Origin of the sequence: Enterococcus malodoratus ATCC 43197 (assembly GCF_000407185.1) — a bacterium.
GTDB lineage: Bacteria > Bacillota > Bacilli > Lactobacillales > Enterococcaceae > Enterococcus_A > Enterococcus_A malodoratus.
In genome coordinates this window covers 1,433,393-1,446,423 of the sequence record NZ_KE136481.1, presented here as the reverse complement: position 1 = coordinate 1,446,423, position 13,031 = coordinate 1,433,393, and the positions used below count along the sequence as shown (strand labels likewise).

Sequence of the window (13,031 nt, the reverse complement as noted above, 5' to 3'; positions counted from 1 at the left end):
ACAGCCTAAAAATGAAGTCTTAATTATGAAAAAGGGGGACACAATGAATAAACAGCAATTAACATTTCCAAAGGATTTTTGGTGGGGCTCCGCTTGGTCAGCGGAACAATCAGAAGGCCGGGGGGAAACAGGTAAAGCGGAAACTGTCTGGGAACGCTGGTATAAGGAACAGCCGTATCGTTTTTATCAAGGCATTAGTTCAGAGACTACGACGGATCATATCCACCGCTACAAAGAAGACGTGCAGTTGATGAAACAAACCGGTCATAATTCTTTCCGAGTTTCGATCTCATGGGCGCGGATGTTTCCAGCGGATGGTACAGGTGAAGTCAATCCAAAAGCAATCGAATTCTATCGTGATTTATTTACGGAAATGAACAAGAATAACATCAAAGTATTTGCCAACTTATATCATTTTGATATGCCGGCTGTCTTGCAGGATAAAGGTGGCTGGGAATCGCGGGAAGTGGTCGATGCTTATGTGAAATTTGCGGATACTTGCTTCAAGGAGTTTGGTGATTTGGTTTATCATTGGTTCACCTTTAACGAGCCATTAGGACCAATCTTGGGTTCATATTTAGAGGATTTCCATTATCCGAATATAATTGATTTTAAGCGTGGAGCGCAGGCAACACATTTTACGATCTTGGCCCACGCCAAAGCGATTGCGGCGCATAAGAAACGTGATTTAAATAGTAAGATCGGTGTTATTTTGAACTTAAGTCCGACCTTTCCGCGAAGTCAAAATCCAGCAGATGTGAAGGCAGCGGAGATTGCCGATTTATTTTATGTTCGCAGCTTCTTAGATCCCATGGTCAAAGGCAGGTATCCAGAAAAATTAGTCGAACTGCTGCGGGAATATGACCAACTACCAAGTGATTATACAGAAGAAGACCTTGCTTGTATTAAAGAAAATACTGCTCAAATCTTGGGTCTGAATTATTATGAACCGCGGCGGGTAAAAGCACGTCTAACGGCTGTCAATCCAGAGGGGCCGTTTTTACCAGACTGGTTTTTTGAGAACCATGTGATGCCTGGCCGTCGAATGAACGAATACCGTGGTTGGGAAATCTATGAAAAAGGCATTCATGATCTATGTATGGATATCAAAGAAAACTATGGCAACATTGAATCCTTCATTTCGGAAAATGGGATGGGCGTAGCAAATGAAGAACGTTTCATGGATGAAACAGGTCAGGTGATCGATGATTACCGTATCGAATATGTTCAGGACCATCTAGCCTATCTTTGGAAGGCAATCAATGATGGGTGCAATATCAAAGGCTACCATCTGTGGACATTCATCGATTGCTGGTCATGGATCAATGCTTATAAGAATCGCTATGGTTTAGTTTCTCTTGATCTGCCAACACAAAAACGGACGATCAAGAAAAGCGGCGAATTCTACAAACAGCTCAGCGATCAAAATGGTTTTGAGTATGATGTTGATCGATTAGTATAAATAAAAAAAGCGGCGGTGACAAAATTTGTCACCGCCGCTTTTCTATTTTCGATTCAAATGGATATCTAGTGAAAACTTGCTTTTACTGCTGATAAAGTAGGATTTTGAAAATTCAAAGGCACTGCCTTTTTGATCATAAGCGACCTGTTCAATAACCAAAACAGGAGAACCTGCTTCAATTTCTAAAGAATCGCTGACTTCTTGATCCGCGTGATCCGCATAGATAATTCGCCGCGCATCGGTCAGCTGTAATTTGGCTACATGTCCAAGATAATCATACACAGAACCTTGAAGGATTTCTTCATTCAACGGGGCAACTTGTGTAGGCATGATGACATGCTCCAAACTATAGATTTGTTCATTAATGGAACGGACACGTTTGAATTGATAGACAGGATCGCTTGCGTTGATCCCTAAATTTTGCTGTTCTTCTTTTTCTGGCAAACGTGCATCAAAAGATAAAATTTTACTGGAAATTTTTTGATCACGATGAGAGTAGGTCACACCAACCGGTAAATCTAATGGTAATAATTCACTGTCATTATTTTCGATTTGAGGGCGAATGAATGTTCCGGAACCTTGCTTACTGAAGATCAACCCATCATTTTCTAATAAATTTAATGCCTTTTTTAGAGTAATTCTCGAAACATCATATTTTTCTGCAAAAAATTCCTGTGTCGGTAGTAAAGTCCCAGCACGATAATGATTTGTTAAAATATCACGTTTAATATCTGAATAAATTTCGCGGTACTTGTACAACTTGTCAACCTCCTTTTTAGCATTTGTGTATACAATTTAACATTAAAAATAAAATTTGTAAATGTTTTTAAAAAATATTGTGTTTACAAATTTATCAATTTGTATATAATTGGATTCAGAAAACGTTTTCGACTAATTTGATAAGGGAGTACCGATGATGAAATTTGATATGCAAAAACTTCAAGAACCTTTACTTAAAGCATCTGCTTGGGTTGAAGGCAACACCATCTTACAAGCAATTAAGAACGCCTTTGTTCGAACGATTCCATTTACAGTTGTAGGTTCTTTTTCCAATTTGATCAAAATGCAGCTAGACGCACTTATTAAGAGTCAACATATTGATAATGTCATTTTAACAAATATCAGTGAATTATTTGGCTACTTAGGAAACGCAACATTAGGTATTGTCGCATTGATCGTTGTGTTTTCATCTGCATATTCATATGCGATAGAATTAAAACGTAAAGAAAATAATGAACGTTTAAATCCTATTATAGCAACATTATTGGCATTTGCGGCGTATTTTGTGATGGTCCCTAAGAATGTAAATTTCTTAGAACCAAAAGCTAAGGTGATCGAAGGATTCTCAACCTCGTTCTTCAGCTATGAAGGAATGTTTACTGGCTTGATCGTTGGGATGATCTCAGTTGCTCTATTTGCAAAATTTACTCGAAGTAAATTTACGATTAAAATGCCTGGTAATGTACCGCAAAATGTATTTGATTCTTTCTTTTCATTGATTCCGATCAGTGAAGTGTTGTTGATTTTTGGAGCAGTACGTATCTTGATTGAATCATTAGGCTACGTTTCACTGCTGCAAATGATTTCGGAAATACTGATAAAACCTTTGCTTTCAGTTGGAACGGGATTGCCGGCGATACTGATCGTTATCTTGCTGCAGCAAATTCTTTGGTTCCTTGGATTGCATGGATTTAATATTGTTTGGGGTGTCGTATCTGCTTTTTGGTTGCCATTGTTCTTAGAGAACGTCGCAAAATTCGCAGAGACCCAAAGTTTTGCTGGAATCACGATTTCGCCTAATACGATGACCAATGTTTATGCCATGATCGGTGGATCAGGTGCGACCTTTGGATTGATTATCGCAATGCTGATCTTCACAAAAAAAGGTGAGAAGGAACGAGAAGTGGCAAAATTGGCATTGATCCCCGGTTGTTTTGGGATCAATGAACCAGTCATCTTTGGTTTGCCAATCGTTTTAAATCCATTGATGTTCATTCCTTGGATTTTAGTACCGATCATTAATGCAGTGATTGCATATATTGTGACGTCAATCGGCTGGGTTGTTCCATTAGTTGTACTGAACTCCGGAAATGAACCGATCTTTTTAAGTACGTGGGTTTTAGGTGCGTTCCATATTAGTCCGGTTATATTAACAGCAGTACTAGTGGTGCTAGATGTCGTGCTGTACGCACCATTCGTTGTTTTAAATCAACGCCATGAAAGAGCGGAACAGTTAATCGAAGAACAAACAAAAGAAGAAACAACTGCTCAGTTAATGGCAGAAAATGCAGGTTAGAAACAAAGATCTTTAAGAATTGAGGAATTTTTTGTGATGAAGGATATTTACACGGTAGCTCACACCCATTGGGATTATGAATGGTATTTTACGAGACAGGAAGCCCGGGTTCAATTTATTTTCCATATGGATGAGGTTTTAGCCGCATTGGAAAACAACCAATTAGATTATTATACATTAGATGGTCAGATGTCGATCGTGGAGGATTATTTGACGATTTTTCCTGAAAAGGAAGAACAAATCAAGAAATTAGTGACAGCTGGTCGTTTATTTGTTGGTCCGTGGTTTACACAAATCGATGAGATGACGACCTCTGGGGAGTCAACGGTTCGCAATCTGCGAATTGGGATTCAAGAAGCTGAGAATTTAGGTAGCTGTATGCGAATCGGCTATTTACCTGATTCCTTTGGGCAAAGTCAAGATATGCCGAAAATCTTTAACGGTTTCGGGATTGAGCAAGCATTGTTTTGGCGAGGGATGCCTAAAGAAGCTCAGGTACGCTATTTCTATTGGACAAGTAATGATGGTTCAAAAGTTCTGACTGCTAATATCAAAAACGGGTATTATGCTGGCGTTGATTTGATTGAACAGGATAATTTTGCTGATTTATTTGATCGTATTTCAACAGAAACGGAAAGCAATGCACATGTATTACCGGTCGGAGGAGATCAGCGTGCAATTGATTTCAATTTAAAAGAGCGGATTGCTAAAGCGAATCAAGTAATTGAAAATGATAGTCAATTCATCGAAAGCAGCTATCCGGATTTTTTTAAAGCCTTAGAGAAAAACGAGGCCTCTTTTAAAGAATTATCTGGTGAGTTCATTGATCCGTCTGATTCAAAAATCCATCGAGGTATTTATTCTTCACGCTATGACTTGAAACGAGTTTATGATCAGTTGGAGCGAGTGCTTACGTACCAATTGGAACCCATGTCGGCTCTTGCAAACAATTACGGGATCGCGACAAAACAAGGACTGATCAATAGTCTTTGGAAAACTGTCGCACGCGGTCAAGCGCATGACAGCGCCGGTGGCTGTAATAGTGATGAAACGAACCAAGATATCTTGATGCGTGGAATCAACGCATTACAAGAGGCACAATCGTGTGTTGATTATTTGTTGAGAAAACTAAGCATCTCGTTGAATAACGAACAGGAAAATGACTTGTTTATTTGGAATCCATTGCCATTTACAAATGCGACAATACGTAAAATCATTGTTTCGACGAAAAACTCGTCCTTCTCCTTAATGGATCAGGCAGGGAATGTAATCGATTTTGAAATTGTTGATCAGCAAAAAGAAAATGCCGGCTGTTTGCGACGTGATCGATCTGAGATGATTGATGATTACTATTATTTGTCAACGATTATGTTGGAGTGCGACTTACCTGCGATGGGATGGCTGCAGCTGCAGCTTTTAGAAACAGAGGATTTGGCAAAGTCGCTCAACAAAGCCGAACGAATCGAAAATGAACACTTTTTACTACAATTTAAAGAAGGAAAGTTTGATCTGTTCTCAAAGAACAAGCAAACTTGGCAGATTGATTTCTTGAAAGTTGAAGACGGGGGAGACGAAGGCGACACATATGATTTTTCTCCGGCCTTTGATGATTGGGTACTGACTCTTGATTTCACGCAGACAAAAGACGTGAGGATCGAGCAAGGAAATTTACTCAGCCGAATCATCGTGGAGGGTCAATGGAAACTCCCGTATAACCTTGAGTCACGTAAAGCACAAGAATTAGATGGCAAAGTTGACTATATATTGGAATTACAACTGGCTAAAAATAGTACGGCAATCGATGTGAAATTGACGATTGACAATCACGTACTGGATCATCGTTTGCGATTAATGATCGTAACAGATGTTCAGGCGGCATACTCTTACGCGGATACACAATTTGGTGTGATCAAACGTCCAGTTGAAGATACACATTTACATGATTGGCGAGAAATCGGGTATAAGGAAGAGCCGACTAGTATGCGTCCAATGATCCATTTTGCCAATATTCATGATGAACAATCAAGTTGGAGTTTTTTGACCAGAGGAACAAAAGATTTTCAAGTGGTAGGAGAAATGTATGATACATTGGCAATCACTTTGTTTCGCGGAGTAGGATTTTTAGGTCGTCCAGATACTTTGAGAAGACCCGGTGATGCCTCTGGATTGCAAACAAAAGTAGTGCCAACACCGCAAAGTCAATTAATTGGAGAACTTGTTTTTGAAGGCAGTATCGTTTTAGAAAATCTGTACAATCCGCAAAAATTACAGATGCTCTATTTGGAAACTACTCAGGAAAACTTGTACTATCAAACGCAGACGATCAATCGGTTTACTACACCGATTCAATATTTTCCAGTAAATCCGTTGCAAAAAGAACTTGTTTTAAAATCATTCATCACGGTGGAAGATTTAGCGGTCGTTTTTAGCAGCTTCTTGCCAACGATCGATAATAGCGGATTTGAACTGCGCTTATATAATACTTTTGAGACTATTAAAACAGCTCCCGGAAAACTATCCTTTGAACAGCCTGCGAATATCGTATTACTTGATTTAGAAGGAAAATTTATCCGTTCTATTGCGTCAAATGTAACTGAATTTGAACTGGCCGACTTCAACAGCGGGGAGATTCGCACATATGGTATCTACTTCAATCGAGGAAAAGATGGGAGAAGCAATGATTGATCAGAAAAAACTAATTGAAGAAATTCAAGCTTATGCTGATACAGTAGAGCTTCCTACAGAAAAAGAAACAAAGCTTTTTCGTCAGGCCTTCGTTGATACGATCACGAATACAGTATCGGTTCGTGAAAATGGTGAAATTTTTGTAGCGACTGGAGATATTCCAGCGATGTGGTTGCGTGACTCCACATTTCAAGTGCTGCCATATTTAATGATTGCAGACAAAGTTCCGGCCGTTAAAAAATTGGTTCATGGAGTTTTGGAGCAGCAATTAACTTATTTGCTGCATGACCCATACTCGAATGCTTTTAACAAAGAAGCGGATGGCGGACACTACAGTAATGACACATCAAATGTTCCTATTTCGGCGTTAGTTTGGGAACGTAAATTTGAAATTGATTCACTATGTGCTCCGTTTTTCTTAGGGTATCAGTTGCAGCAAGCAGGTTATACTGAGCATTTGAACCCAAAATTTTGGGAAGCTGCTTCTGTTGCGATAGATACATTCATTCGCGAGCAGCATCATGAGACTTCAATGTACACCTTTGTTCGGACAGATTGTCCGCCATCTGATACAATTCCTTGTGATGGAAAAGGCCGTCCGATTGAGTATACAGGCATGGTATGGAGCGGTTTTCGTCCGAGTGATGATGCTTGTTACTATGGTTACTTTATTCCGGGGAATCAGTTCATCGTGGTTATTTTGAAACAGTTATTAGAGTTGCTGCCGAAAAAATCGAATCCGAAACTTGAAGAGAAAATGACTCGCTTGTTGGCGGAGATCACACAAGGAATTGAAAAATATGGACGTTTAGTCGATGAAAATGGCGAGTATTACTACGCCTATGAAGTCGATGGGCTAGGAAATAGTTTATTTATGGATGATGCGAATGTACCTAGTTTACTCTCGCTGCCATTTTTAGGCTTTTGCGCAGAAAATGATCCAACTTACCTCGTTACTCGAAGTAAAATCTTGAGCACTGCGAATCCTTATTATTATACTGGTGAATGTCTGAAGGGGATTGGCAGTCCGCATACACCATCCGCTTATGTATGGCCGATTTCTTTGGCGATGGAAGGCTTAACATCAGATGATTTAGCAGTGATCGAAGCAAAACTTCAACTGATTTCAAAAACAGATGCAGGTACTTTGCAATGTCATGAAGGTATCAATGTAGATGATCCTAATCAGTTTACCCGAGAATGGTTTTCCTGGGCGAATATGACTTACTGCAATTTGGCTTTGCATTATTTAAAACTAAAAAAATAAATCGACCGGCTGATTTTTTTGCTGGAATTTGTTTTTTCGATAAAGAAGAATATTGTAACGATGTTTCATATTCATTAAAATTAAAAGATAGAAATAAACGGCAAAAGAAAAAGTTCTTTTGCCGTTTTTAGGGAGGAAAAGTGTTGAGTCAAAAAATATTAGCAATCGATATCGGCGGATCGGCGATCAAAAGCGGATTATGGGGAAATGAGGCGTTAACGGAGCTGCCCAGCTATCCAACACCAAAAACATGGGATGAAATGAAAGCGTATTTAAAATTGTTGGTGGAAGAACATCAAATCACTGACGGGGTGGCAATCAGTGCGCCGGGAGCGGTCAATGTCGAAGAGGGTGTGATCTATGGCGTAAGCGCCGTGCCGTATCTTCATCGTTTTCCGATCAAGCAAGAATTGGCAGACTTTTTAAGTGTGCCGGTCTCCTTTCAAAATGACGCGAATTGTGCGGCGCTAGCTGAGATTTGGCAGGGAAATGCGAAAGGGTTAGAGTCGGCTGCACTTATGATTATCGGTACGGGAATTGGCGGCGGAATCGCGATCAATGGGAAATTACGTTCAGGGACGAATTTATTTGGCGGCGAATTCGGGTATCAGGTTATGAATGATGATACCCTGGAAACGTTGAGCGACCTGGGCAGTCCAGTGGCTATGTCTAAACGTTTTTCAAACATCAAAGCGGACGATCGAAGCTATACTAGCAAAGAAATCTTTGACTTGGCTGAAGCTGGCGATGAATTGGCTCAAGAACAGATCGACTACTTCTACAATGCCTTGAGTATCGGTATCTATAACATTTTGGTTTCATTGGACCCGGATCGAGTATTGATCGGCGGTGGAATATCAACAAGAGAAGATTTATTGTTCAATATAGAAGAACGGGTACAGCAATTATTGCTGAAAAAAGGCGCGAAGGAATTAAAGGCTTCTATTATGCCATGTAAATTTTTGAGTCAAGCGAATTTGATTGGTGCAGTCTATCAGTTTTTAGAAGAACAGGATTAAATTAAAACCACTTTCCTTTCAAAAGGAGAGTGGTTTTTTCACGAGAATGAATCACGTTAAGTAATCTTTTTTTAGGAAGTTGAATGGTGGCTTGCTTACTTTGCCGTACTCGCCAGGAGTGAGGTAATCGACTTGAACATCAGGATAAGCGTTTAATTCTTCGATATGTTCCTTCAACATGGGGACTAAAATCAGCCAATCGATTTTAAGGTCATGCATTAATTGTCTAGCCTCCGCCAAAGTAGCGGGACGCCAATCATAGTTTGGATGCATTTTAGCTATGTTTTCGATCATATCCGAAGTAGCATAATCTTTTGCGATAGAACCCCATTCATCATCTTTTTCTGGTTTATACCGATGCACGACGAGCAATGCTTTCTTCATAATACGTTCCTCCTTTGTGAGAAATATCAAACAGGCTATTCCTCTTTATTGTACCTAGCAAATTGAGGGATCACAAATATTAAATGAAACGTTTTCCTTCTTAAATTGATTAGTTTAACTGGATTTTCAATGAAAAATGGCGTAGATTACGAAAGGAACTTTTTGAGAAATAGAAAGCGAGTGTTTTATTTGAAGAATTTAGATTTAGCGAGAACGGCTTTGGTCGTCATTGATTTGCAAAAAGGGATTATGGGGACTGGTGAGTTGAAGCCTTACACTGCTTCAGAGGTATTGGAAAAGAATAATCAATTAGCCGAAGCGTTGAAAAATACAGCAGGTTGGATCACGCTGGTCAACGTTGATCCGACGACAATGCAATTTTTGAATAAGGAGCGCAGTGGTCGAGCATACACCGATTTACCTGCGGCGTTTGCTGACTATGTGATGCCGATTGCGACGGATGAAAGTACTGGAAATATCATTAAAGTAACGAAGCATAATCCCGGTGCATTCTTTGGAACGGATTTAGATTTGCAATTGCGCCGCCGTGATATCGATACGATTATCTTAACGGGCGTAGCAACAGCCAACGGTGTTTATGCAACTGCCCTTGATGCGTATCAGCATGGGTATAAGGTCATTGTAGTAGAAGATGCTTGTGCCGATCGCGATGATGAGCTGCATCAAGTTTTTTTCGAAAAATTATTTGTTAAGTTGGGACAAACGACTACAACAGAAGACATTTTAACTAGGATTGAACAAGCAAAAAAGGAAACTAAATAGTAAAAAGCTCCTGCCGAGAAATTTTTCAGCAGGAGTTTTTTTAATCTTGCGAATAAAAGAGCAGCTCATCCGGAAAGTTTTTTCGTTCGTCCTCAGTCAGTTGACGTTCTGCCAAGACCATATCAATGTCTTGAAAGTCCGCGAAAGTGTAGAGACCTTGATTGCCGATTTTTGAGCTGTCGCAGAGGATCATATTTTTTTGGCAGTGAGCAATAACGGTGCTCTTGATTTCCAATTCTTGATAGGAGCGAATTGTCGGTCCCGTTTTGGAGAAGCCATCACAGCCTAAAAAGCCTAAGTCGAGATTTAAACTTTGTAAAGCATTTAAAGTCCAAGCGCCCACGTAGGAATTACTTTTTTTACGGAATTGACCGCCAGCTAATAGGACTTGATTATCAGAGGTCGCTAGGATTTGGCTGATTTGCAGTGAATTTGTCACGATCGTTAAATCATTGCGCATCACAAGCAATTTTGCTAACTGTAAAACAGTGGTACTGGTATCTAAATAAAGCGACGCGTTTTGTGGAATAAAGGCCAAAGCTTTTTCCGCGATCGCGTTTTTTTCTTTCATTTGCTGTTTTTCTTTAACTGAAAATTCGCTTTCTAAGAAGGGTTTCGTCAATTCGACTGAACCATGTTTTTTTGCTAGTAAGTTTTTTTCTTGAAGAAAACCGACGTCTTTTCTGATGGTTTCTGTCGTTACTTGAAATTTTGCAGCTAAATCATTGATCGAGACCTCTTTTTGATTCATGACCTCATGGAGAATTTTGTTTCTTCGTTCTTCACTGGATAAACGCATACGATCCCTCCTGAGAGAATTATAGCACAAAATCTTTATATTGTTGGTAAAACAAAATTATTTTTTTGGTTTATATTGATAAAACCAATAATATATGTATAATTTGAATTGTGAAGCAAAACAAAATAGAAAGGTTGGTTTTTGATGGAAAAACAAATAGTAAAGATTTTACCTTTTTTTGAACCGCGAATTTGGGGCGGCAAACGGATACTTGAAACATTTAATTATCAGACGGATCTTTATCCAATTGGAGAAGTGTACAATGTTGTTGCTTTGCCAGGCGCAGCGGATTGTCCGGTGGCAGGGACTGATCTGACTCTTTCTCAGCTTTATACAGAATACCCGGACTGGTTTGATTGCGATACGGAGGAGCTGCCGATTCGAGTGAATTTATTGGATCCTTTATCGGATTTATCGGTTCAGCTTCATCCTGATGACGCATATGCATTGGAACATGATAACTCACGGGGGAAACCAGAAGCTTGGGTAATTTTAGATACACCTGCGGATGGCAAGATCGAATTTGGCCATCATGCGAAAAGCAAAAAGGAATTTGCCGAATGGGCGGAGACTGGTGAATGGGGAAAATTACTGAAGTATTTACCAGCTAAGAAAGATTACTTTATTGACATTCCCGCAGGCACCTTGCATGCAATAAATCGAGATGTCTTGACCTACAACATTTCTCGTAACGCGAATCTGACGTATCGCTTATATGATTATGGCAGAATCGAACCAGAAACTGGTGAAGAAAGAGAACTGCACATTGACAAGGTATTGGAAAATGTCCTGGTTCCTGATACCTCAGAAGGATTTGTTTGGATCGAACCTTATAAAAAAGCTGGCTGTGAGATTACTGATTATTGGGATGAACCGGGTTTATACAGTTTAAGCCGAATCAAAACGGAAGATCGGGGCACGTATCAGCTCGCACGTTTTGCCTTCATTACTATAGTAGAAGGTGAAGGCAAGGTGAATGATGTAACTGTCTCGAAAGGTGAAACGATCTTGGTTCCAGCCGGAGTCGATTCCTTAGAGATCGCGGGAACGTTAGATATGTTTGTCGCAAGTTATAAAAACGAGGAGGAATAGAATGGAAACCAAAGAGGTAGCTTATACAGCGGCGATGGAACTAGCAAATACGTTGAAGAACATCGATCAAGAAGAAATCGATCGTTTGGCTACAGGAATTAAGCAAGCAAAGCGAATTTTCGTATCGGGAGCGGGACGTTCATTGCTGATGTTAAAAGGATTAGCAATGCGCTTGATGCATTTAGGTTATGACGTTTATGTCGTAGGCGAAGTGACGACACCGGCATTTTTGCCAGATGATCTATTGATACTTGCCAGCGCATCAGGCGAAACGACATCCTTGATCAACACAGCAAGCAAAGCGCGAGAAATTGGCGGAGAAATCATCAGCCTGACCATTTTTCCAGAATCGACTTTAGCAAAACTATCAGCTGGAATCATCAGAATTCCAGCCTATACGGACAAACTTCCCGAGAGTGGAGAGAACCAAAAGGGGATTTTACCTGGCGGCAGTATGTTTGAAGAAGCAGTGCTATTGCTGGCGGATTCCTTGATTGTTGAGCTGGCGCTAGAACAAAAGATACCAACGGATCGTGCATTTGAAAAGCACGCGAATTTAGAATGAAGTCATAAAGGAGGAAAATAAATGAAATTACAATTAGCGATTGACGAGTTAAATCTAGCTGAGGCACTTGAGGCATTAAAAGAACTGCATCCGTATGTTGATATTGTGGAGGTAGGCACACCGTTTTTGATTGATGCAGGCCGTGAAGCGGTGCGCCAAATTAAGGCGAGTTATCCGAAGCTTGAAGTATTATGTGATGCAAAAATTATGGATGCGGGGGCGTATGAAGCGCAATTGGCTTATGATGCCGGCGCTGAATATGTAACCGTTTTAGGAATCACCGATGATTTGACGATCAAGGGGTGTGTGGAACAGGCGCAAAAACAGGATCGGCAAGTTATGGTAGACCTGATTTGTGTACAGAATTATGCTGAACGCATTCCGGTTATTGAGGCTTTAGGTGTTGATGTTATCGCGGTTCATACTGGGGCAGATCAGCAGCATGCTGGACGAACACCTTTGGAGGATTTAAAAGAATTGAAGCAATATACGAAAAAAGTAAAAGTTGCTGTAGCCGGCGGAATTAACAGTGAAACGGTTGGTGATTATGTCGCATTAGAACCAGATATCGTGATTGTCGGTAGCGGAATCTTAAATGCGGCCGATCCGCTAAAGGCTGCGAAAAGTATCAAAGCGGCATTGAGATAGATTTAAAGGAGCTGGGAAAATTTCCCGGCTC

Annotated in this window: 12 protein-coding genes; 9 read left to right on the top strand and 3 right to left on the bottom strand. The window is 40.2% G+C overall.

The genetic code is table 11. The annotated features are described in order from the left end of the window. Positions 1 to 43: 43 nt before the first annotated feature. Positions 44 to 1,462: a glycoside hydrolase family 1 protein gene (locus I585_RS07200; protein WP_010743048.1), complete on the top strand. Its 1,419-nt coding sequence runs from the start codon at positions 44 to 46 to the stop codon at positions 1,460 to 1,462. 42 nt (positions 1,463 to 1,504) lie between these two features. Here the strand turns inward: I585_RS07200 and I585_RS07195 are convergent, their stop codons facing one another. Beyond that, entirely contained in the window at positions 1,505 to 2,221 is a 717-nt protein-coding gene (locus I585_RS07195; protein ID WP_010743049.1) for a GntR family transcriptional regulator, read from the bottom strand. Between the two features lie 157 nt (positions 2,222 to 2,378). On the opposite strand from I585_RS07195, the gene I585_RS07190 reads away from it, so the two are divergent. The 4 genes from I585_RS07190 to I585_RS07175 all read left to right on the top strand — a co-directional run bounded on the left by I585_RS07190 (position 2,379) and on the right by I585_RS07175 (position 8,729). Then, positions 2,379 to 3,758: a PTS sugar transporter subunit IIC gene (locus I585_RS07190; RefSeq protein WP_010743050.1), complete on the top strand. Its 1,380-nt coding sequence runs from the start codon at positions 2,379 to 2,381 to the stop codon at positions 3,756 to 3,758. Between the two features lie 36 nt (positions 3,759 to 3,794). Continuing rightward, entirely contained in the window at positions 3,795 to 6,443 is a 2,649-nt protein-coding gene (locus tag I585_RS07185) for a glycoside hydrolase family 38 N-terminal domain-containing protein (protein WP_010743051.1), read from the top strand. Beyond that, a complete protein-coding gene (locus I585_RS07180; protein WP_010743052.1) occupies positions 6,397 to 7,710 on the top strand; it encodes a glycoside hydrolase family 125 protein in 1,314 nt (437 codons plus the stop codon). The genes I585_RS07185 and I585_RS07180 overlap by 47 nt, the downstream gene beginning before the upstream one ends. 143 nt (positions 7,711 to 7,853) lie before the next feature. After that, positions 7,854 to 8,729, top strand: coding sequence for an ROK family protein (locus I585_RS07175; RefSeq protein ID WP_010743053.1), 876 nt, complete (start codon positions 7,854 to 7,856; stop codon positions 8,727 to 8,729). A gap of 51 nt (positions 8,730 to 8,780) precedes the next feature. Here I585_RS07175 and I585_RS07170 read toward each other — a convergent pair whose 3' ends face one another. Then, on the bottom strand, positions 8,781 to 9,113 hold the full coding sequence (locus I585_RS07170) for a hypothetical protein (RefSeq protein ID WP_010743054.1): 333 nt from the start codon (positions 9,111 to 9,113) through the stop codon (positions 8,781 to 8,783). 129 nt (positions 9,114 to 9,242) lie between these two features. On the opposite strand from I585_RS07170, the gene I585_RS07165 reads away from it, so the two are divergent. Then, the gene (locus I585_RS07165) at positions 9,243 to 9,896 is read left to right on the top strand and encodes an isochorismatase family protein (protein WP_010743055.1); all 654 of its coding nucleotides are present in this window, start codon (positions 9,243 to 9,245) and stop codon (positions 9,894 to 9,896) included. A 40-nt stretch (positions 9,897 to 9,936) separates the two neighbouring features. Here the strand turns inward: I585_RS07165 and I585_RS07160 are convergent, their stop codons facing one another. Further along, complete coding sequence (locus tag I585_RS07160; protein ID WP_010743056.1) at positions 9,937 to 10,695, bottom strand: DeoR/GlpR family DNA-binding transcription regulator; 759 nt, start codon at positions 10,693 to 10,695, stop codon at positions 9,937 to 9,939. A gap of 144 nt (positions 10,696 to 10,839) precedes the next feature. On the opposite strand from I585_RS07160, the gene I585_RS07155 reads away from it, so the two are divergent. From I585_RS07155 to hxlA, 3 genes are read left to right on the top strand one after another with little or no spacing between them, the layout of a single operon-like run. Next, complete coding sequence (locus tag I585_RS07155) at positions 10,840 to 11,787, top strand: class I mannose-6-phosphate isomerase (RefSeq protein WP_010743057.1); 948 nt, start codon at positions 10,840 to 10,842, stop codon at positions 11,785 to 11,787. 1 nt (position 11,788) lies between these two features. Then, a complete protein-coding gene (gene hxlB, locus I585_RS07150) occupies positions 11,789 to 12,352 on the top strand; it encodes a 6-phospho-3-hexuloisomerase (RefSeq protein WP_010743058.1) in 564 nt (187 codons plus the stop codon). A gap of 21 nt (positions 12,353 to 12,373) precedes the next feature. Beyond that, the gene (gene hxlA, locus I585_RS07145) at positions 12,374 to 13,000 is read left to right on the top strand and encodes a 3-hexulose-6-phosphate synthase (protein WP_010743059.1); all 627 of its coding nucleotides are present in this window, start codon (positions 12,374 to 12,376) and stop codon (positions 12,998 to 13,000) included. The last annotated feature ends 31 nt before the right edge of the window (positions 13,001 to 13,031 follow it).